The following is a 19,980-nucleotide window of genomic DNA, read 5'->3' on the forward strand; positions in this document are numbered from 1 at the left end:
GGGGGCGGGCGCATGCTGGCGATTCATGGTGGCGCACCGGTGCGTGCGGGCGGGGCGTGGCCGCGGTGGCCGCAGTACGACGAGCGCACCGAGCGGGAACTGGTGGCCGCGCTGCGGTCGGACCGCTGGTCGGTGAGTTGGTACAGCCCCACCGGCGGTAAGTCACGGGAGCGGATCTTCGGCGCGGCCTTCGCCCGGTATGCCGGTGCGGCGTACGGGGTCAGCGTGGACCACGGGTCCGGGGCGTTGGTGATCGCGCTGGAGGCGCTCGGTATCGGTCCCGGTGACGAGGTGATCGTGCCGGCCATGACCTGGGTGGCGCCCGCGTCGGCGGTACTGCGGGTGGGTGCGCTTCCGGTTCTGGTCGATGTCGATCCCGAAACCGGCTGTCTCACTGCCGAACACATTCGTGCCGCGATCTCCGCGCGCACCAAGGCGGTCATCGCGGTGCATCTGGCGTGCACGACCGTGCGCCTCGACGAAGTCGTCGACGTGGTGCGCTCCGCTGGACTGGCCCTGGTCGAGGACTGCTCGCAAGCACACGGAACCCGGTGGGCCGGAAGGACTGTCGGAACGTTCGGCGATATCGGCGTCTTCAGCCTGGGCGCGGCGAAGACCCTCGCCGGGGGTGAGGGCGGAGCGGCGATCACCGACAGCCCGGAGTTGTACGAGCGCATGCTGATGTTGCGCGCCGACTCCCGCGGATATACCTCCCACGATCCCGTCGCCGGGGAGTACGAGCTGGTCGAACTCGGCACCGTCATGGGCGCGAACTACTGCATGTCGGAACTGACCGCCGCCGTGCTGCTCGATCAGCTGCGGCGGCTCGACGACCAGCACGCCCAGCGCGAGATCCGCGCCAAGGAACTAGCGGCAGGCCTGGCCGGTATCGCGGGCCTCGCCCCGGTTCCCGTGCCCGCGCAGGTCGACCGCAGGGCCGTTTACGAGTACGGAATACGTTTCCAACCAGGCACTTTCGGCGACGCGCCCGTCGAAGCCGTTGCCGCCGCGCTCACTGCGGAACTGGGCACCAAGGTCTATCCGCCGCGCGATCCCTTGCACCGCAGCGCGCTGCTGCGCCCGCAGACCAAGCCGCGGTTCGCGCACTCCTGGAACCGGGCCGCCGAGCGCGTGGCCGGTCGGGCCTACCCGGGCGCCGATCACTACCGCGACCACACCCTGCTCGTGCACCACAGCGTCCTGCTCGGCGAGCGCGGCGATATCGAGGATCTGCTCGCCGCCCTGGCGAAGGTGCGTGCGGATGCGGAATCCCTCACGGCGAAAGGAACTCTCGCATGACATCGGAATTGATGGCGGACTGGGAGGCCCGCACCATCGACGGCATCCGCACCCGCAGGGCGGTCGAATCCGATTGGGACGCACTCCGTGACCGGTATGCACGGGCATTCGGCGGGGTGAAGACCAAGAACTTCGACGCCTGGAAGCAGCAGTTCCAGCTCCAGGACATCGCGGTGATCGAGGACGTTACCGAGCCGCGGGCGCCGCGCATCGTGGGGACCGCGGCCATTATGCGCACGACCGTCACGGTGCCGGGCGGCGCGCAGCTCGAGGCGGCGGCGTGCGCGCAGGGCATGGTGGCGACGACGCATCAGAAGCGCGGCATCTACGCCAAAGTGCAGGCCGAGCTGATGGCCGTCGCCGGCGAGACCGGCGCGGACGTGTTCGCGGCCATGCCGGGGCCCGGCGGCAACTACGCCTACCTCGGCGTGACGACCTACACCCGGCATCTGGTCATCGACCGGCGGCATTCGAAACTACGGGTGGTAGAACCGGATTCGGCCCCGGTGCGGGAGGTGGGGTTGCCGGAGACGCTGAGCGAGCTGCGCCGGATCTACGCCCGCTGGCAGCGGATGACCCCCGGCGCGCTGGCGCGCAGCGAGTTCTTCTGGCCGAGCAGCTTCGGCGACGACGCGTTCCTCCTCGCGCACCCCGACGGGTATGTCATCTACGACCTCGTCGGCGACACCGTGGTCGTCCGGGATTTCTGTGCGGTCACCCTCAGCGCGCATCGGGAACTGCTGCGCTGCCTGCTCGGGCACGGTGAATACGCCGAGATTCACCTCGACACCGCGCTGGACGATCCAACGCCGCTGCTGCTGGCGGACCCGCGCACCGCCGCCGTGCGTGGCGTGGACGCGGGCGTGTGGGGGTGGATCCTCAACCTGCCCAAGGCCATCGGACTGCGGGCGTTCGCGGCGGACTTCCATGGCGTGCTCGAGGTGGCGGATCCGTGGGGGATGACCGCGGGCAGCTATGCGCTGGAGATCGCCGGTGGGGTCGGGCGCTGGGAGCCTGCGGCCGACGGTGCGCGCGCGGATGCCCGGATCGGGCCGCTGGAATTGACCACCGCTTATTTCGGGGCGCACACCGTTGCCGAGCTGGAGCGCGCGGGAGGCGTCGAAGAGCTCACGACCGGCGCCGTCGCGGCCCTGAATCGCGCATTCACCACTACCCGACGGCCTTTCAACACCACTCCGTTCTGACCATCCAGTTCGAGGAAGTAGCCGAGATGACCACACCCCGCCCCGGGCGCCTGCCCGCTGCCGCCAAGCGATTCCTGATGTGGGACAAAAGTCCGGCGGCGTTCGGGATCACCATGCCGATCCCGGTGCCCACCGCGATGGGCCCGGACGACGCGCGCGGCCTGATCAACGCGCTCATGGACACCCATGAGACGCTGCGCAGCCGCTACACCTACGGCCCGACTGCGGCCTGGGAGATCCTGCCCGCGTCCGGTGGCGATGTCGACGACACCCGAATCGATGTGCGCACAGTCGATATCAGCGAGGTCGCCGCTGCGGAATTCGGAGATCTGATCGCCCGCGAGACCGCGGTGAACGAGGGCCGCCTCGGCCTCGAATCCGGGCGCGTTGTCACCGCGGCGCTGTGCACACGACCGGCCCATGGGAATATCCTGCTGCTCACTGTGCATCACGTGGCCTGTGATGCCGTGGCCCTGTGGATCGTGTGGGGCGATGCCGCCAGCTATGTCAGCCAATGGGAATCCGGGGCAGACGATATCGCGCTGGAACCGGAGAGCACCACGACTTCGGAATGGGCGACGTTCCTCGAGGAGTACTCGAGGACCCGCCTCGATGAACTCGACTACTGGTTCTCCACCAGCGATCCCGAGCCGTCGCGGATCTCCCGGCCGGACACTCCGGAACCGGTTTACATCGACGCGATAATCGACGGCGCGCTCGCCGATCGGCTGTTCGAGGAGCTACCCGCGGCCTTCGACTCGACCTACACCCGCGTCATGCTGATCGCTTTCGGGCTGGCCGTCGAGGATGTGCTCGGTGTGCCACGCCCGATCCAGGTGCAGAAGCACGGCCGCTACGCCCGGCTGCGGCCGGGCACCGATCTGGGCCGCACGGTCGGGTGGCTGTCCGACGACTACCCGTGGCTGCCTGCCACGCTCGCGGGCAGTCACGCCGCCCGCATGCGGCACGCCATGGATCGATACCCGCAGGCCCCCGAGGATTTCCTGCTGCTGCGCTGGTACAACCCGGATCTCACCGAGAAGTTCAGCAGCTTCAACAACCCCAAGTTCTATTTCAACTTCGTCGGTGAACTCGGCGGCTACGTGCCGACCGCCCGCTCGCGCGATATGGCCCGGCTCGGCACCTTCGATCTGGCCATGCTGCTCGGCGGCTACCGCCAGGACGGCGTGCAGCGCGTGCACTACTCGGTGCATTCACCCGCCGGCGGGCTCGGCGCGGACCAGGCGAACGAGATTGTGCGGCAATGGCTGTCGATTCTCGAAACCGTGGAAACCGGCATCGGCTCTGCGCACGCCGCGCAAACCAACCCATCCCTCTGAAGGAGCTCGTCATGCAGAATTCTCCCGAAGTCGGCACCTGCCCCGTCACCGGAGCCACGGTCCCGTCGGTCACCAAGGTCGCCACGCCCACCGGCGACGCCGCCTGGCTCGCCACCGGATACAACCAGGTCCGGGACCTGTTCACCGATCCACGGCTCGGCCGGTCACACCGCACCCCCGAGACCGCGCCGCGCCTTGGTCAGGCGGCGTTCTCCGGCGGGCCGATCGGCAATTTCGACACCGAGCTCGCCGATCACGCCCGGATGCGGTCGCTGCTGCAACCGCACTTCTCACCCAAGCGCATGCGGGAGCTGCGGCCGCGGGTGGAGCAGATCACCACCGAACTCCTCGATGCCATGGAAGAGCAGGGTTCTCCGACCGATCTACAGTCCGCACTGTCGCTGCCCTTGCCACTGCTGGTGATCTGTGAGCTGCTCGGGGTGCCCTATGAGGAACGCGCTGAATTCCGCGAATGGACCGAGCAGGTCGGGCACGTCCGCGACAAGGCCACAGTGGAGGCGGGCTACACCGGGCTGTACTCGTATTGCCTGCAGTTGGTGAAGAACAAGCGGAGCAAGCCCGGTGACGACGTCGTGTCGCGACTGTGCGCCGTCGACGACGTCACCGACGACGAGATCGCCATGCACGCCATGGTGCTGCTGTTCGCCGGCCACGAGACCTCCGCCGTGCAGATCGGCGCGGGAGTGCTGATGCTGCTGGAGAATCCGGACCAGTGGCGCAAGCTGCACGAGAACCCGGCGCTGGTCGCCACCGCCACCGAGGAACTGCTGCGCGCCTGCAATGCCAGCAGCATGCCCCGCTACGCGCGCTCCGACCTGGAGATCGGCGATGTGCAGGTCGGCGAGGGTGATCTGGTGCTGCTCGGCATCGCCTCGGCCAACCACGATGCGACGATCTTCACTGATCCCGACAAGATCGATATCGCCCGCCAGGAGTCCGCGCACTTCCTGTTCGGCTACGGCGCCCGCTACTGCATCGGCGCGCCACTGGCGCGCATCGAACTCCAGATCGCCTTCGGCCAGCTCGTCTCCCGATTTCCCACCATGACCCTCGCCGTCGAACCCGCGGCGCTGCGGGAACGCGAGGAGATCTTCACCGGCGGTCTCACGAAACTGCCGGTCCGATGGTGATGAAGTTCTACCTCAGCCTGGCACTTGTCGAGATCCCCGAAATCGTCGAGATCGCGAAGGCCGCAGACGAACTCGGGTATGCCGGGATCGCCGTACCCGATCACGTCGTCAACTTCGAAACCCTCGCCACGCCGTACCCCTACTCCGACGACGGTCGACGCCGTTGGGAGCCGTTCACCGAGTGGCCCGACCCGTGGGTGCTGATCGGCGCCATGGCCGCCTGTACCCGTCGCCTGCACTTCATCACCACCGTTTACGTTGCGGCCCTGCGTGATCCGTACACCGTGGCCAAGGCCGTGGCCACCGCTGCGGTCCTCGGCGGCGGTCGCGTCGAACTCGGCCTCGGCGCAGGCTGGTGTGCCGAGGAATTCGAGTTGATGAACGCGGAATTCTCGGGCCGGGGCAAACGCACCGAGGAAATGGTCGACCTGATGCGGGAACTGTGGTTACCGGGCTGGACCGAATTCAGCGGCCGCTACTACACAACGCCCCGCCTCGAAATGACCCCGACCCCACCGCCGATCCCCGTAATGTTCGGCGGCCTCACCGATCTCGCGCTGCGCCGGGCCGCCCGCTACGACGGCTGGATCGGCGACCGCATGACCATCCAGGAGGCCATCGAGGTCGCCGGAACCCTGCGCCGCTATCGCACCGAACACGGCCTGCCCTTCGACACCTTCTCGATCCTGGCCCCACTGACCGATGCCTGGGGCACCGACCGCTACCTCGAAGCCGAAGCTGCCGGCATCACCCACATGGTGACCAAGCCCTGGGTCCTCTACTACGGCATGAACGCCACCCTCGACCAGAAAATCGAAGCACTGCACCGCTTTCGGCACGACAACTACCCGGCAGCCTTCGCCCCCGCAGCCGTCCCGGCTGAGCCATGAAAGGACTCTCGACCACCGTGCCGAAGCCTCTGATCGTCATCACCGGCGCCAGCTCCGGTGTCGGCGCCGCCACCGCCCGGCTGCTCTGCGCCGATGGCCATCCACTGCTGCTGCTGGCTCGCCGCCTGGCGAAGCTGGAAGAGCTGGGCTTGCCGAACACGGTGTGCCGCAGCGTCGACGTCACCGACCGGGCCGCCATCGATTCCGCTGTCCGCGACGCCGAGGAGCGGTTCGGGCCGGTGGACGCCCTGGTAAACAACGCGGGCGCGATGCTGCTCGGCCGGATCGCCGAGCAGCCGGTGGAGGAATGGGACCGGATGATCGATCTGAACATCAAGGGTCTCCTCTACGGCACCCGGGCTGTCCTGCCCGGCATGATCGCCCGAGGCACCGGCACGATCATCAACGTCGGTTCCCTCGCAGGCCGTAAGACCTTCCGCAATCGCGTCGCCTACGTCGGCACCAAGTTCGCGGTGCACGCCATGTCCGAGAACCTGCGCGAGGAAGTCGCCGTCTCCGGTGTGCGCGTGGTGACTATCGCCCCGGGCGCGGTGGAGACCGAATTGCTTTCCGACGTCAGCGACGAGCAGTTCAAGACCGACTACGAAGCGTGGAAGAAGTCCGTCGGCGGCGCCCTCGATCCGAACGCCGTCGCCGAAGCCATCGCCTACGCATACCGACAACCACCTAACGTCACCATCCGCGAGATTGTCATCGCCGCGACCGGTCAGGAACCCTGATGACCATGCCGACAACCCGCGTAGCCACTTTTCGCAGGTTGAAGGATCCTTGATCGGCGTCCGGTACTGTCCATTCGACATCGAACGACGCACAGGTCGATTGCTTTACCGTCGTCTCGGATTCCAGAACGACGGCGTCGACATCCTGACGCAGTCTGGAGCCCATGCCGAAGGATCCGATCGAGCTCGAGGGTGAGCGCGGGCAGTTGTTGGCTCAGTTGGGTGAGCTGCGCCGCGCGGTCGCGGAATTGTCTGATGGGTATGCAGCTCTCCCTGAGTCGGGGCTGATCATCGACACCGTTGGTGCGGAGATGAAACGCCCTCAATTCGGCAGATCAGTACGTTCGTCGGCCGGGGCCGGGTCCTGAGGATCGCGCGCCTCGCGGCATTACAGGGCGTCGGCCTTGATCATTTCTTCTGATCGACGGAGCGCACCAACAGCCAGATACCAGCCGGGACACGCAGCATCAGGACGAACTCATCGACGAGGGAACCCGATGCGCGGAGGAAGGTATCTCACCAAGGAAATTGGACCGAGCGATGGCAGTCTGCAGATAGCTGGGGAGGGCGGGCGTGGCGCGGCGATCGTCGGGTCGGGCCGTCCCATTCCGTCGCTCACGCCACCACAATTCCATAGCTGCGTCGAAAATCTCGCAATCCGGCCACAGAACTGGGGGCACGCCGGGGACAGCGCTGTGACGCCAATTGCTGGCAAGATCAACGCTATGCGCTCTACCGTGCCCACCCTCGGGTTGCTGATGGCGGCTGTCCTGCTGACCGGATGCGGCTATTTCGATCGAGGACGCGACCAGGCCGAACATGACAGCTGGTCACGCAAAATCGAGACGGCCATCCGGACCCTCCCGGGGGTGACCGACGCATCACACCGCTTCGAGCACTACAAGGACAGGCATTTCACCGCCGAACTCGACGTGCAGCTCCGCGACGACGCCACACCGGCCGAGGCCGCGTCTGTGGTGAGTGCCATGGGCGCTCAACCGCTTCCGCGAAGTTTCGAAGGCGACCCGATAACGGTCACCATCGACCGGATGGCGGACTCCTATTCCGCGTACTGGATGTTCGGCCGTGACGTGAGCACGGAAGCGAACGCCGCAAACAACTGGGCGCGACTATGGGCTGCGGGCACCGAAGTGCACTGGGACTCGAGCGGCGGCTTCGCCGACCGCATCACCAACGCCATCGACATCCGGGCGGGCTCCGAGAGCGAACCCCACCGCGCCATCGCGGCAATGCGCCGAATCATCCAAGACTTCCCCGAACTGGCGTCCAACCAGTGGACCGTATCTACCGTTCACGAGCGGGAGCGCGGGTTCACCAATCATTCCGAACGGAGCCCCGGGTCGTATCCATGGCCCCATGATCGCGTCACCCCCCACCAAGAGCCCACCCCTCGCTTCCCGTCCGATGACGAACTCGACCTGTGGCAGTGGTTCCTGACCGATCAACCCATCCCGTTCTTCGCTCGGGTGTCGGTCTACGACCCGCCTCTTGAAGGCCGCACACTGGGCGTCACCGTATTCCCTGCCGTAGGTACGGAATTCAGCGCCGCGCAGGCCACACAACTCGCCGATCTGCATCTTCCCTATCTGGCAGGCTCCGGCGCGGCGGTCGCCTACACGATCCACACACCCAACGGCCCCGTCTACTCCATGGGCCCCTTTTTCGAGGTCGTGGTCGGCGGCTGTCAGACACCCGGATACAACGTCCTACCGGAGTCGCAGCCCTATATACGTCAATACGAACACTGCTGATCCGCGTCCCACAACCACCGTGTCGAGACGATCGGTAGCGCCGACGCGGCGGACGGCTCAGGTTAGCTGGTCTTCGGGGTGCTGCTTGCCCCTTCACCAGGCTCGCGTCGGCGGGTCACCGGGCCGCCTGTGATCGCGCCGGAGCAACGTCTCGCCGGATTCACCGACCCCTCCGTGACGCGCCGCCGCAGGGCACCCGCACACAAATTTCCTGCAACAGCGCACGCCACGTAATCGGCAATTGCGGACTTTCCACCGACGCAGGCTTTCGAGATCATCTCGCGCCGTTGATCTTTCGTCACGACCTCACATCGCGCGGGTCGAGGCACCAGAAGGCATCCGGTCGCGAGTCGATCACGGCACACCCATCGCCTGACCGAACCGCTGGTTCAGTCAAGTGTCACCAGTATGCATTCGTCCAGGTCGGCGGCAAGTCGATACAACTCGGCATACTGGGCCAGCCGATCGAGAAGATAGTCGCGATCCCACGGTCCCTTATAGACACCGGATGCTTCCATCGCTTCAGCGTCGAGCAGACGTGGCGCAGTCTCCAGACTGTTCTCCACATAGTCAGCTATGGTCCGCGCAGTAGTCGGGCGAACAAACCGAAGCGGATTCCCTTGCCCCGCGGTCGCACCCGAAGCGAGGGACTCCGCCCCGAAGACTGCGATCTCGGCCAACCCGGCTGGATTGTGTTCTTCCTGCTTCCGGCGGTTGGGCGCAAGCAACCAATACACCGCGTCCCACGCCCGCGTGGAGAAAGTCCGGTCAAGAATGCCGGGCCGCTGCCTCACGATCCGACGAGCGATCGGGGCCAGCTCCACCCAGATCGGGTCATCCCAGTACTGCGAATCGGCGCCATCGCTGGTAGCCAAGCTGCTGAAGAACTGGATGGCGTTTTCGGCGGTCTCACGATCGCGCATCGCACGTTCGAGTAGCGGTTCGTAAGGAACTGCCTGGTATCGAGCATCGAGGGCCATCCCCAGACCATAGGACTCGGCGCGAGTAGGCTTACCCGGCATCAGATAATCGGCAGATGCCGACGTTCGTGACCGCGCATCAGCGGGATTACCGGAGATTCGGGTGGTGGGTAGCGGCCGACTGTTGGACCGATGAGCAGGCCGAACTCCAACTCGCCGTCATGGTGAACTCATGCCCCGTGGTTGCTGATCATCGCTCGCGCGGTCTGCGAGAGCGATGGCTCGAATCAGTCTGTATGAGGACTGGAACTCTTCCTCGTAGCGCTGATAGCTGGCGGTCCCCAGTCCGAAAACGCTGCAGCCAGCTCGACGCACAGTGCGTCGAGGGCAGGTGCGGGGATCTGAGGCACGTCGGGAGAATCGGCGCTGTGCCAAGGTATATCCCGTGCGGTACCAGCGGGTCTGGTGAAGATGTGCTGGTGAAGGTGGATACCGGCAGCGCTCAGGCCGGCCACGAAGGTGAAGACGTGGGCAGGTTCGAGTACGTGGCGCAGCGCGCCGATCGACGAGCGGACAGCGCGAGCGAATGCGAGGGTTTCGGCGTCGTCGAGCAGGTCGAGAGTCGCAACGTGACGCCGAGGCTCGACGAACAGATACCCCGGCCGGACCCATTCTCCTTGGGCGGGGCGGTGTGTCACCACCACGAGGTCATCGACATAGATCACCGGGCTCACCAGTGGTCCGGTCCCGTTGTGCTTGTCACAGATCATGCACCCCCACATACGGGGGACGATACCGTCGCTCCTGCACCGAGTGACAGCGGACCGGGACATTCATCTGATGGATTCCACGTGCGAACTCGTTTCACGCAAAGGCATTTCAGTCGATGCCACGCCGACCCAGTCAACCTGCCAGGAATCAATGAGATGGCCACTGCAGCCGAGTTTCGTACCAGCCGAGCGTGATTGAATCTCTGCTGTACGGAAATGCCGGTGGGCGCGGTTGTCCGACCGAAACACGTGTATGGCAGCGACTACCTCAACGGAGCCATCCACGGGACTGCGTTGTGAGCGAAGCTCTGCTTGACCGGCACCAGGTCGGCATGATCATCCAGGGCCGTGATCGTGACACCCACCAAGCCTGCTTCATCGCCCTTGGACGCGACCGAGGAGCCGCACTTCGGGCAGAATCCACGCCAGATCTGGGGGAAGGTCTCGAACCAGGTCGGTTCCCCACCCGGACCGGTCCACGCGAATCCCTTCTCTGGGAAAGACACCCACGACATCACCGGGGCACCGGAAAGCCTCTGACAGTGCTCGCACGAGCACAAGTGAGGGAAGTCCGGGTCGCAGGTCGCGGAGAACCGGATATTGCCGCAGAGGCAGCCACCGTTCACGTCGCTCCTTGTTACTGGTCGCTATGTCGTTCATCGAGTAACACGCGTTGCTGATCAACGAGGCCCGACAAAGGCCTTCGTCGCCTCGCCAAGCTCGACCGCCTGGTCCACCACGCCGAGGTGATCTCGTTGAAAGGCGACAGCTCCCGGCTCAAAGACCGCGACCTCGGCCGCGTCCCGGCCGCGAAGACTGACGATTGAACGCTCGATATGTGGCATGGCTTTTCGTGCTGCCCGGTGAGGACAACAGCCCCACGCTTTTGCCTTCACGCACAGCACATGTAGGCGCTCGAAGTGATCGCGTACGGTTCGCCCGGCGCCGACGGTGTGGTCGTGGGTTCCGTGAACACATTCGGCGGGCACGGCACCTGGACGCAGGAATCCAATACTTCCGGATGCTCGAACCACCATGTCACGCCCCATAACAGGGCCGCCAGCAACAGCACCGACGTGATTACAATCTTGAACCACACCCATTCATGGTAGAGGAGGAGCCCCGCCGATCGGCAGGCGCTATTCCTTTCCGAGCGGGTCACACGGTACGCAAGCGAGCTGATCGAGCGGCACGTTTCATCTACGCAGAAGCCAAGGACCGCAACGACATACAACTGCTGCCCGCGCCGCGCACGGCAAGACCAGACATGCGTTCGAGTACCACGGTTGGGTCTCCCTGCGTGCCCACGCTTCGGCTGCGGACGATGAGTCGTCGCTTCGCCTCGATGAGATCCGGGCTCTGATGGAGGAGTTCTCCGACTACGGGCTGATGGATCTCCGAGCATTGAACGGTGAGTACTACATTCACTTGGCAGGGTGCCCGAACCGAAGCGGCACGTGGGGCTGTGGAATTTTCGACCTGTTCACCCGAATCGGGCAACTCGCTCGAGGTTCGTATGGATTGCTGTACGTCCACGATGACGAGGATGCTGCATTTGCTGCGGGGTTTCGTGTGCTCCGGATGGCTCGAGGTCTGGTGACCGTGCAGGCGGATACGCTGCTGTCACCTGTGGTGCCGGTTCTGCACGACAGATAGCCGGGCGGCAATCGGCCGCTGATGGGCAGTTGAGTGCGTTCGTTGGCTGGTGCCGCGGACGTTCGCTACCGCGCGCCCAGCGGCATGAGCGTGCGTTGCTGCCGACGGTCAGCCGGTTGGTGCGAAGCGGTAAACACGTGATTCACGCGGCTGGAATCCGAAGATACCAACCGCATTAGCGCGTCCCGGTCCAATCGCTGCGCTGTTTGCGACAGCTGTGAGAGCAATCGGTCGACTGCGTCGACTATCTCGTCGTCGACGTCGGTCAGGGGTTCCACGGTGAGAGCCACCTCGGCACTGTACTGCGGTGGCTCACCGCAGGTCGCCCACGTACCGGAGCAGCGTGATCCCATCGAGCCAGTCAGCGACAGATGCTCGCGTTCCCCGAACGCGCGCCCAGCGGCATTTGCGGATATGTCGAAGAAGGGCCGGTACCTCTCCGCACCATGATCTCGGCCTGCACCCATGCCGAACTTGTCGGTGGCTGGTCGTAGCGTCCATGGAATGAACTGGCGACCGTGGTTGGAGTTGTGGAGCGAGGAATGGATCGCCAGCAGAGATCCTGATGAGTTGGATCCCGAGGTGGTGCAGCAGCGCTGGCTCGGGTACGCCCCGGCCACCGAGGCCGACATCGCCGCGGTCGAGCAGCGCCTCGGCCTACGGTTGCCACCCTCCTATCGCAACTTCCTGCTGACCACCGATGGATGGCGCCATGCCGGGGAATTCGTGCGGAAAATGCGGGACACCACCAATCTGGGATGGCTGCGGGACCTCGAACCGACCTGGGCGTCCTGGGCCGACCTGATCACCGAGCCACCCGTCGAAGCACCGGGTAACCCGTTCAGTCGCGGACTACTGATCTCGCTGCACGCCGACGTCGGAGTCCTGTTCCTCGACCCGGCCGACCGCGACGAGAACGGCGAATGGGCCGCCTACAGCGTGTTTTCCTGGGGGGAGTTCCCGCAGCGGTATCCGTCGTTCACTGCCCTCATGGAATCGGAATACCAAGGCCTTCATCGAATACGTCAGCCGGCGGGCAAAACCCGTGACGACTGGGATCTGGTGGCCGAACAGGCACGAGGCGAAGCCCTTTCCGGGGACATCGACACAGCCATGGCGGCCCTGGAGAAAGCCCAGCATTTCGGCCAGTCACGCGCCACGGTCCTACAAACCCAGCTCCAGATGTTCCTCAGCACCTCTTCCCCCTACGATGCCTCCCGGATCCTTTCGCGTGTGCTACCGCTGGCTCCCGTTCCGGAGGGATTCTTCACCGGTCCACTGTTCACCGACGAGTTCGTGCCATGCATGTTCCTGCAACACGCACACAAAGAACCCTGGTATGCCTCCGCGCTCGACGTTGCCCAGATGGTCGACGACCCCGGGGGCGAGATCAAACGTGCCATCGACGGGCACCGGGCCCGGGTAGAGCGGCCCGGCTACCAGCTCTCCTACGGCAACCAAGCATTCGACGCCGCGGTACGAAAGGCGCTCGCGCAACACCACTCCGACCCGGCGGCGCTGTGGCATGCGCTCGAGGCCGCGATGGCGCATTGGCAGCCCCGTACGCCAGATCACCTCGCCCCGGTCGCGTTGCTCGCCGACCCGGTGCTGGCGTACAGCCTCACCTCGGAACGCGGGCGCGCGCTGTTGAGTCAACCGCGCAGCGGCCGCTGACCCGGCGAGGCTGACCGAATCGGTTGCGTGCGACCGGGTGTGACGACTAAGGCTTGGCCGACGAGACGATCGGCGGCTCGGTCGGGGCCGCGGAGTGCGGCACGCCTGTGTAGTCGGGTAGCTCGACGCCGTTGATCGCACGCTCGATCAGTTCGGTGAACCATTCACTGTCGAAATCGGGGGTCGGCTCGGGATCTGGTCCCGGAAGGTCGCGGGTGCGCGCGTGCAACCGGCCGATCTCCTGGTTGGCCTCGACGAACGACCGCATTCGCTTCTCGTAGGCGGCGAACCCGGCTTCGGGCTCCCAGCCGGCGACGGCCAGCTCTCCGGCGAGTACGTAGGCGCCGACCAGGGCCAGCCCGGTGCCCGCCCCGGACAGCGGCGACGAGCTGAACGCCGCGTCCCCCAGCAGCGCCACCCGCCCGCTCGACCAGCGGTCCATCACCACCTGAGCGACCTCGTCGAGGTAGAAGTCCGGTGTGTCGTCCAAGTGCGCGAGGATGTTCGGGCTCAGCCAGCCAAAATCGGCCATTCGCTCACGCAACAGGCGCTTCTGGGCTGCGACGTCGCGGTAGTCGACGTCGCAGTCTCGCGAAGGAAAGGAGAACATGGCCATCGCCCGGGTGGCGTCCGGGATGGGCCGCAGCCCGGCCGAGCGACCGGACTCCTGGAAGTCGATCAGCCATCGGTCCAGCCCGAACTCGTTGGGCACGCTGTAGAAGGCCAGCATGTGCCCGAGATGGCGGACGAACCGCTCGTGTGGCCCGAAGACCATCGCTCGTAGCTGCGAATGCAATCCGTCCGCCCCGACCACCAGGTCGAAGCGTCGCCGGTCGCCGCCAGCGAAGGCCACGTCGGCCCCGTCGGTGTCCTGGGTGAGTTCAGTGATGTGGTCGCCGAAGATGTACTCGACACCGTCGTGAGTGTCGTCGTAGAGCACCTGGGACAGGTCCCCGCGCAGGATCTCGATCTCGGCGATGTATCCGTCGCCACCGTGGTCGTCGGCACGGAAGGTCTCCAACACGTTTCCGTCGGCGTCCACGGTGTACGCGCCAGCGGTTTCGGTGCGCGCCGCGCGGACCGACGCGTCCAGTCCCATGCGCCGGATGACCTCCTTGGCCACCCCGCGCGCATCTACGGCCTGCCCTCCCGGACGCAAGGCGGGCGCCCGCTCCACCACAGTCACCTCGGCGCCCCACCGGCTCAACCAGTGGGCCAGCGCGGGCCCCGCGATGCTCGCCCCGGCCACCAGCACCCTGGGACCGCTCGTCCGGATCGTGTGCCCCTGTTCGGAATCGTCGACGCCCATCACTGCCTCCTGTATCTCCGCCCGCACGGGAACGGTCCCGGTACAGGCACACCGCTGTGGGTGTATCCAGCTGTATCGACGGCGGATCCCTCCAAAATTCATCGGTGCAGCCGAAAACATGTACCCCGGTTCCGTGGGCCACCGAACCGGGGCTAGTGGCTCAGTTGATGCCGCAATAGCGTGACCTTCGCTGCTCGGAGTAGTGGGACAGTTCGAAAGCGCAGAGCAGTAAGGAATTTCGATGAGACGATCACTGGCTGCGGCCACACTGGTCGGTGCGCTGATGTCGGCACCGCTGGCGACCGCCAAGGCCGCCACCGAACAGATTGCCCCGGTCGCTGGGTGCGTCGAATTCCCGGGCGAGCCCGCGAACCATGTGCCCGCCACTTGCTAGTCGTCGTGCGAGGTTCCTCGCGTTGTATCCGCTGGCCCCGACGATCAGGGCCTTGCCTTCATCGCTGTTCCGCCGCGACCCCGGCGGCGCCGATCGCTGCATAGGATCCGGTGAGCGCGACCATTGTCAGCGCCGACCGTGTGGGAACGTCGCGTCGAACGAGGTGTGTGAGACCCGCGACGGTGTCGGAGATGTCTACTGCCAGACCAAATCTCTTCCATCGGGCTCGTTCCCGTTGGCCTGCGGTGAGATAACCCAATCCCATCGCCAACGCCCGGGCCCCGTAGATCCGCGTCATGTAGGTCAGTTCCGCTGAAGGTCGAAGCTGTGCAAGCAGAGCGCACGCAAATGCGGCCCTGCGAATGCGCACGATTCGGCATTACCGGACGGTGGGTTTCGGATCGGGCGTTGCGGCCTCGGTAAGTCGCTGGCCCAGGGCGCGGACGGCGTCGTTGAGCGCTGCAGGGTGTTCGATGACGAACGGGTGGTTGAGGCCGGCGAGTACGGGGGGAATCCAGTCGAGGTGTTCGGCTCGGATCTGGACCCGGACCCATGGGGCGACGTCTGGTGGCGGCGGGTCGATCTCGTGCATGGTCGCGATTGTCTCGGGGAGTAGTGCGCGGACCTGGGGGAGTGTGCCTTGGACCCGGATCGAGACCTCGTGTCGATAGGGAGCTGTGGCGAGTGCGGAGAGCAGATGGGCGGTCGGCTCGAATTCGGCGGGGGGAGTGAAGGTTCCAGGGAAGGTGGTTACCTCGGTGATGCGGTCCAGGCGGAATTGGCGTAGGTCGTCGCTGGTGGTGTCCATTCCTGTCAGGTACCAGCGGCCGGAGTGGCTGACGAGCCCGTAGGGGTGCACGGTCCGCTCACTGTCTTGCCCGTTGCGGTCGGTGTAACCGATCGCGATCGGTCGGTGCTCGTGGGTGGCCTCGGCGATCCTGAGTAGGACGGGGGTCTCGACGGTGACTTCCGGTCGGGTGTCGGCGGTGAATTCGGCGGTGTTGAGCAGTGCGTCCAGTCGGGCTGTCAGGCGTGAGGGCAGGACGCGACGGAGTTTGGCTGTCGCGCTGTCGGCGGCGTGGGCGACCGTTGTCGACCGGCTGGTGAGGAGTCCGAGTAACACGGCGACGGCCTCGTCGTCGGTCAGCATCAGTGGTGGCATTCGGTACCCGGGAGCGAGCCGGTAACCGCCGTAGCGGCCCCGGATCGATCGGACGGGGATATCCAGGTCGGTGAGATGGGTGACGTATCGCCTGACGGTGCGTTCGTCGACACCGAGCCTGTCGGCGAGTTCGCCGACGGTACGGGTGCCGCCGGCTTGCAACAGCTCGAGCAGGGCCAGTACACGGGCAGTGGGGCGCGTCATCGGGAAATTCTCGCATTCATACCGGGCGGAAACTGTCCGGTATGGGCCCTACCGTGGCGTGCGGCGGTGAAACCTCCGCCCCACCCGACAGCAGGAGCACGCAATGAACCTCGTCTCGATCCGCCTGATCACCGACGACATCGAACAACTGGTCGGCTTCTATCAGCGGGTGACCGGTGTCGAAGCCACGTGGGCTACACCGGATTTCGCCGAGATCGTCACACCGGTCGGCACGCTCGCGATCGGAAGCGTCCGTACGGTTGCTCTGTTCGGCGCAGGCAGTGCGCGCCCGGCGGACAACCACACCGCGATCATCGAGTTCATGGTCCCCGACGTCGACGCCGACTACCGGAGGTTGCAGGACAGTGTCGACAGCTTCGTCAACGAGCCGACGACGATGCCGTGGGGCAATCGGTCGCTGCTGCTTCGAGACCCCGACGGCAACCTGATCAACCTGTTCACCCCGGTCACCGCGCAGGCCGTCGCGAAATTCGCCGGTTGACGTCGGTACAGCCGCAGGCTGAAGTCACTTGCGCGGCGCACAATGTCGTGGAAGTAGGCGATGATGTCGGCGCCTGTCCTGCGCGCGCCGACATCATCTCCTCTAGTGCCGGTTGCCCCCGGCACCGCTGGTGTTGGATCAGCCGGGCACGTTCGAAGCCGCCGAAACGGGGGCCTCCGGGCTGGTCTTCGGGCGGGGCACGGTGAAGGTGGCCACGACCGATGCGATGGCGATGACGAAGCAGGCCGCTGTGTACCAGAGGTTTCCGATGGGATCGCCGTTGCTCGTCCGACCGTCGACGGCGTCGAAGAAGTCGGGCAGTGACGCGATCCAGAGGAGCGCGAAGACGGCGAGATAGAGCGTGGCGAACCGCTGGACGAACGGGTCTGTGTACTGCGAGGGTTTCGCGGAGCCCTGGCGCAATTGGGTCCACTGGCGGATCATCACGAATCCGGCGACCACGGCGAGGACGGCCAACTCCAGCGCGTAGACGATGCCACGCACGGTGTCGCTGCTCATGCCGATGACGGTCGCGGGCAGCGGGAGCAGGAAGGTGCCGAGTGAGGCCAGCAGGCCGATGACAATGGTGCGCCAGGTCAATTCGATGCCGGAGAAACTTCTGCCGTCGTCGACGTGGCGGCCGACGAAATACTGCACGCAGAAAGCGAGCGACATCGGCCACAGCGCCGCGAATACCACGACGCTGCCCATCGGGACCGAATCGAACATCGGCTGGTTGATCGGGTTGTCCACCGTCCATTCCCACCAGCGCAGCTGCGGCCCGAGGTGATCGAAGATCTCGTAGAAGGCGTGGTGGACGAAACCGACGCAGGTGGCGCCGATCAGAACGCCGTATCGACGGAAGATACCGAGCATCCTGACGATGCCGAACGCCATCGTCGCCATCAGCGGATAGATCGCGATGATGTAGAGGGGTAGGCGGCCCCAGAGGAAGTCCACGGTGAACACGTTGTGCGCGAACATCGTGTCGATGTGGTCTTCGATGCCGAACGCGGCCGGGAAATACAGCGGCGGTTCGATGATGAACAGGTAGGCGGTGGCGCCGAACCACAGGACCAGATTGGTGGGGTCACCGTGGCGGCGCAGGCGCACGATCGCGTACCAGAGCGCGAGAATCGCGCCGACGACGATGGTGAGTTCGAGGACCGGCAGGGTCCAGTTCTCCAGGGCGAACGGGCTGCGGAATTCGACGAGACCGCCCGCTTCTTCGCAGGAGAAGCCGAGTTCGTGAGCGAGGTCGGCGAAGGTGGGGGAACAGTGATCAGCCATCGGGATACCTTCTACGAGCTGACGGAATCGGCGGTGTACCAACGGGTGACGTCATAGCCCTCGTCGTAGCGGCGGAACCACTGGTCGGCGAGCACGGGCAGCTTCTCGTGCGCCGGATTGTGGCGCGGCATCTGACTGCGGATGATGCCGCCCAGGGCGACGAGCTGTTCGCCCAGCCCGAGATCGTCGAACGCGCGGGGCATCGTCCCGTTGTCGGCCGGCTGGAGAAAGGGCAGCCAGCGGCGCAGAGTCTGGCCCCTGCGGTAGTTGGCGAACATCGACAGCGCGTCGACCTGTCGATCTTCCAGCGGCACATGCTCGTTGAAGCCCTCGCACGCCACCCGGATCACCTGCAGCACGTGCCGGAAGATCGACGCCGCCACCCGCATGCGGTACAGCTCACTGTCGACCACCGAGTTGAAGATGATCAGCGCCGAGCTGCGATGCTCGACTTCCTCGACGAAATGCCAGATGAACAGTGAGGCGACACGATCGTCGCCGGGGGCGAACAGATTCTTGTCGTTGTCGAGCATCAGCTTGAACACCGGCGTGAAGGTCGCCTCGAGGTCGGCGGTGTAGGCGAGACGGTACTTCACCGGGGTCTCGGCGGTGAGCTTGTCGAACTCGCCGATCACCGCGTCGAGGGTCTCCTGCAGGCCCGGGTAGCGGCGGATCAGCGCCTTCACATGCTGGCGGTGGGCGTTGGAATGCTGACCCTCCTGGCGCATGAACGCGTCGGCCTCCTCGGCCACCTCGGGGTCGGTGATCTGCGGTTTCGCCTGCGTGATCAGCTGCACGATCATCTTCTCGAAGCCGATCGCCAGGAACGACACGGCATTGGCCATCGACGAGAACGCCGGGTTCTGTGGGTTCCACAGAAAGGGCACGTCGTAGTCGGAGAACGCGAAATCCATTTTGCGGACGTGAAGATCGGTCACGGTGGGGTTACCTCGTTGTCTGCCACTCGGTTGATTGAAGCAATCATACGAAGAGGCCGCCGAGTGTATGATCACTTTGACGGAATTCGCTCTGACCTGGGGTTGTGCTAGCGTCCACCCGGTGGCACGTAGACGTGGGTGGGGCGGTAGTCCGCCGGGGGACGATGCGGAGGCGACTCGCCGGATCGTCGCCGCGGCAGTCGAACTGATCGGCCGGACCGGTGCGGAGATCAGCATCGCCGACGTGGCCGAATCGCTCGGCGTCATCCGCCAGACGGTCTACCGATATTTCCCCAGCGCCGACGCGCTCATGACCGCCGCGGCCATCGCCTCGGTCGACGATTTCCTCGACCGACTCACCAACCAGGTCAGTGGCCTCGCTGACCCCGTCGAGGCGATGACCGAGGCCGTCGTCTTCACCCTCACCGATGTCCGTCGTACGCCCCACCTGGGCATTCTGCTGTCGAGTTCGTACTCCAACGTCCACCCGGAGAGCATCACTTCCGACGAGGCCCAAGCTTTCGGCATGACGATGATCCGCCGCTTCGATGTCGACTGGACCGCCCACGGCTACGACGAGCCCGCCCTGCGCGAACTCGTCGAGTACGTCCTGCGCACGATGCAGTCGTTCTTCCTGTCACCGGGCAGTCCGACACGCTCCGACGAAGAATTGCGCCGTTACCTGCACCGATGGATGGGAACTGCGATCAGCGCGCAGCCATCGAGCTGAAACGCCGAGCGTGCCCGCCCGGACGCCGGACGGG

At 65.4% G+C, this 19,980-nt stretch carries 19 protein-coding genes and 2 pseudogenes; 14 read left to right on the forward strand and 7 right to left on the reverse strand.

The annotated features are described in order from the left end of the window. Positions 1-12: 12 nt before the first annotated feature. The 8 genes from OHS03_RS08155 (at position 13) to OHS03_RS08190 (ending at position 8,397) form a co-directional block, all read left to right on the forward strand. Entirely contained in the window at positions 13-1,299 is a 1,287-nt protein-coding gene (locus OHS03_RS08155) for a DegT/DnrJ/EryC1/StrS family aminotransferase (RefSeq protein ID WP_328662046.1), read from the forward strand. Further along, positions 1,296-2,504, forward strand: a complete 1,209-nt coding sequence (locus OHS03_RS08160; protein ID WP_328662048.1) for a GNAT family N-acetyltransferase — start codon at positions 1,296-1,298, stop codon at positions 2,502-2,504. Before OHS03_RS08155 ends, OHS03_RS08160 begins: the two co-directional genes overlap by 4 nt. 26 nt (positions 2,505-2,530) lie before the next feature. Next, positions 2,531-3,844, forward strand: coding sequence for a condensation domain-containing protein (locus OHS03_RS08165; RefSeq protein ID WP_328662051.1), 1,314 nt, complete (start codon positions 2,531-2,533; stop codon positions 3,842-3,844). Positions 3,845-3,855: 11 nt separating this feature from the next. Beyond that, complete coding sequence (locus tag OHS03_RS08170; RefSeq protein ID WP_328662052.1) at positions 3,856-4,995, forward strand: cytochrome P450; 1,140 nt, start codon at positions 3,856-3,858, stop codon at positions 4,993-4,995. Further along, positions 4,995-5,885, forward strand: a complete 891-nt coding sequence (locus tag OHS03_RS08175) for a TIGR03619 family F420-dependent LLM class oxidoreductase (RefSeq protein ID WP_328662056.1) — start codon at positions 4,995-4,997, stop codon at positions 5,883-5,885. The genes OHS03_RS08170 and OHS03_RS08175 overlap by 1 nt, the downstream gene beginning before the upstream one ends. A 17-nt stretch (positions 5,886-5,902) precedes the next feature. After that, positions 5,903-6,625, forward strand: a complete 723-nt coding sequence (locus tag OHS03_RS08180; protein ID WP_328662058.1) for an SDR family oxidoreductase — start codon at positions 5,903-5,905, stop codon at positions 6,623-6,625. A 164-nt stretch (positions 6,626-6,789) separates the two neighbouring features. Then, a complete protein-coding gene (locus OHS03_RS08185; RefSeq protein WP_328662060.1) occupies positions 6,790-6,993 on the forward strand; it encodes a hypothetical protein in 204 nt (67 codons plus the stop codon). Positions 6,994-7,122: 129 nt separating this feature from the next. Further along, positions 7,123-8,397: a hypothetical protein gene (locus OHS03_RS08190; RefSeq protein WP_328662061.1), complete on the forward strand. Its 1,275-nt coding sequence runs from the start codon at positions 7,123-7,125 to the stop codon at positions 8,395-8,397. A gap of 389 nt (positions 8,398-8,786) precedes the next feature. On the opposite strand, the gene OHS03_RS08195 is transcribed toward OHS03_RS08190, so the two are convergent. From OHS03_RS08195 to OHS03_RS08205, 3 genes are all read right to left on the reverse strand, one after another. Further along, complete coding sequence (locus tag OHS03_RS08195) at positions 8,787-9,377, reverse strand: DUF1877 family protein (protein WP_328662063.1); 591 nt, start codon at positions 9,375-9,377, stop codon at positions 8,787-8,789. A gap of 227 nt (positions 9,378-9,604) precedes the next feature. Then, complete coding sequence (locus tag OHS03_RS08200; RefSeq protein ID WP_328662065.1) at positions 9,605-10,087, reverse strand: HIT family protein; 483 nt, start codon at positions 10,085-10,087, stop codon at positions 9,605-9,607. A 263-nt stretch (positions 10,088-10,350) separates the two neighbouring features. Beyond that, positions 10,351-10,713, reverse strand: coding sequence for a GFA family protein (locus tag OHS03_RS08205; protein WP_328662067.1), 363 nt, complete (start codon positions 10,711-10,713; stop codon positions 10,351-10,353). 87 nt (positions 10,714-10,800) lie between these two features. Here OHS03_RS08205 and OHS03_RS08210 point away from each other — a divergent pair. From OHS03_RS08210 to OHS03_RS08220, 3 genes and pseudogenes are all read left to right on the forward strand, one after another. After that, positions 10,801-10,914 (forward strand): annotated as a pseudogene (locus OHS03_RS08210) (ATP-binding protein); the annotation flags it as partial. 457 nt (positions 10,915-11,371) lie between these two features. Beyond that, positions 11,372-11,743 (forward strand): annotated as a pseudogene (locus OHS03_RS08215) (Imm7 family immunity protein); the annotation flags it as partial. 504 nt (positions 11,744-12,247) lie between these two features. Beyond that, on the forward strand, positions 12,248-13,417 hold the full coding sequence (locus OHS03_RS08220) for an SMI1/KNR4 family protein (protein ID WP_328662069.1): 1,170 nt from the start codon (positions 12,248-12,250) through the stop codon (positions 13,415-13,417). A gap of 46 nt (positions 13,418-13,463) precedes the next feature. On the opposite strand, the gene OHS03_RS08225 is transcribed toward OHS03_RS08220, so the two are convergent. Further along, on the reverse strand, positions 13,464-14,726 hold the full coding sequence (locus tag OHS03_RS08225; protein WP_328662071.1) for an FAD-dependent monooxygenase: 1,263 nt from the start codon (positions 14,724-14,726) through the stop codon (positions 13,464-13,466). 241 nt (positions 14,727-14,967) lie between these two features. On the opposite strand from OHS03_RS08225, the gene OHS03_RS08230 reads away from it, so the two are divergent. After that, positions 14,968-15,120, forward strand: a complete 153-nt coding sequence (locus OHS03_RS08230) for a hypothetical protein (RefSeq protein ID WP_328662073.1) — start codon at positions 14,968-14,970, stop codon at positions 15,118-15,120. A gap of 379 nt (positions 15,121-15,499) precedes the next feature. Here OHS03_RS08230 and OHS03_RS08235 read toward each other — a convergent pair whose 3' ends face one another. After that, positions 15,500-16,486 (reverse strand): helix-turn-helix transcriptional regulator, encoded by a 987-nt coding sequence (locus OHS03_RS08235; RefSeq protein WP_328662075.1) that lies wholly within the window; start codon positions 16,484-16,486, stop codon positions 15,500-15,502. Between the two features lie 103 nt (positions 16,487-16,589). Here OHS03_RS08235 and OHS03_RS08240 point away from each other — a divergent pair, with 103 nt between their 5' ends. Beyond that, the gene (locus OHS03_RS08240; protein WP_328662077.1) at positions 16,590-16,988 is read left to right on the forward strand and encodes a VOC family protein; all 399 of its coding nucleotides are present in this window, start codon (positions 16,590-16,592) and stop codon (positions 16,986-16,988) included. Between the two features lie 138 nt (positions 16,989-17,126). On the opposite strand, the gene OHS03_RS08245 is transcribed toward OHS03_RS08240, so the two are convergent. After that, a complete protein-coding gene (locus tag OHS03_RS08245; RefSeq protein WP_328662079.1) occupies positions 17,127-18,278 on the reverse strand; it encodes a hypothetical protein in 1,152 nt (383 codons plus the stop codon). 11 nt (positions 18,279-18,289) lie between these two features. After that, the gene (locus OHS03_RS08250) at positions 18,290-19,216 is read right to left on the reverse strand and encodes a metal-dependent hydrolase (protein WP_056817164.1); all 927 of its coding nucleotides are present in this window, start codon (positions 19,214-19,216) and stop codon (positions 18,290-18,292) included. A gap of 121 nt (positions 19,217-19,337) precedes the next feature. Here OHS03_RS08250 and OHS03_RS08255 point away from each other — a divergent pair, with 121 nt between their 5' ends. Next, complete coding sequence (locus OHS03_RS08255) at positions 19,338-19,946, forward strand: TetR/AcrR family transcriptional regulator (RefSeq protein WP_328662081.1); 609 nt, start codon at positions 19,338-19,340, stop codon at positions 19,944-19,946. The last annotated feature ends 34 nt before the right edge of the window (positions 19,947-19,980 follow it).

It is taken from the genome of Nocardia salmonicida, assembly GCF_036142455.1.
Lineage (GTDB): Bacteria > Actinomycetota > Actinomycetes > Mycobacteriales > Mycobacteriaceae > Nocardia > Nocardia salmonicida.

Excerpts from the sequence above, each read along its gene's own strand:
- OHS03_RS08155 (WP_328662046.1), top strand. The coding sequence starts at position 13 with ATGCTGGCGATTCATGGTGGCGCACCGGTGCGTGCGGGCGGGGCGTGG.
- OHS03_RS08160 (WP_328662048.1), top strand. The coding sequence starts at position 1,296 with ATGACATCGGAATTGATGGCGGACTGGGAGGCCCGCACCATCGACGGC.
- OHS03_RS08165 (WP_328662051.1), top strand. The coding sequence starts at position 2,531 with ATGACCACACCCCGCCCCGGGCGCCTGCCCGCTGCCGCCAAGCGATTC.
- OHS03_RS08170 (WP_328662052.1), top strand. The coding sequence starts at position 3,856 with ATGCAGAATTCTCCCGAAGTCGGCACCTGCCCCGTCACCGGAGCCACG.
- OHS03_RS08175 (WP_328662056.1), top strand. The coding sequence starts at position 4,995 with ATGAAGTTCTACCTCAGCCTGGCACTTGTCGAGATCCCCGAAATCGTC.
- OHS03_RS08185 (WP_328662060.1), top strand. The coding sequence starts at position 6,790 with ATGCCGAAGGATCCGATCGAGCTCGAGGGTGAGCGCGGGCAGTTGTTG.
- OHS03_RS08190 (WP_328662061.1), top strand. The coding sequence starts at position 7,123 with ATGCGCGGAGGAAGGTATCTCACCAAGGAAATTGGACCGAGCGATGGC.
- OHS03_RS08195 (WP_328662063.1), bottom strand. The coding sequence starts at position 9,377 with ATGGCCCTCGATGCTCGATACCAGGCAGTTCCTTACGAACCGCTACTC.
- OHS03_RS08200 (WP_328662065.1), bottom strand. The coding sequence starts at position 10,087 with ATGATCTGTGACAAGCACAACGGGACCGGACCACTGGTGAGCCCGGTG.
- OHS03_RS08220 (WP_328662069.1), top strand. The coding sequence starts at position 12,248 with ATGAACTGGCGACCGTGGTTGGAGTTGTGGAGCGAGGAATGGATCGCC.
- OHS03_RS08225 (WP_328662071.1), bottom strand. The coding sequence starts at position 14,726 with ATGGGCGTCGACGATTCCGAACAGGGGCACACGATCCGGACGAGCGGT.
- OHS03_RS08230 (WP_328662073.1), top strand. The coding sequence starts at position 14,968 with ATGAGACGATCACTGGCTGCGGCCACACTGGTCGGTGCGCTGATGTCG.
- OHS03_RS08235 (WP_328662075.1), bottom strand. The coding sequence starts at position 16,486 with ATGACGCGCCCCACTGCCCGTGTACTGGCCCTGCTCGAGCTGTTGCAA.
- OHS03_RS08240 (WP_328662077.1), top strand. The coding sequence starts at position 16,590 with ATGAACCTCGTCTCGATCCGCCTGATCACCGACGACATCGAACAACTG.
- OHS03_RS08245 (WP_328662079.1), bottom strand. The coding sequence starts at position 18,278 with ATGGCTGATCACTGTTCCCCCACCTTCGCCGACCTCGCTCACGAACTC.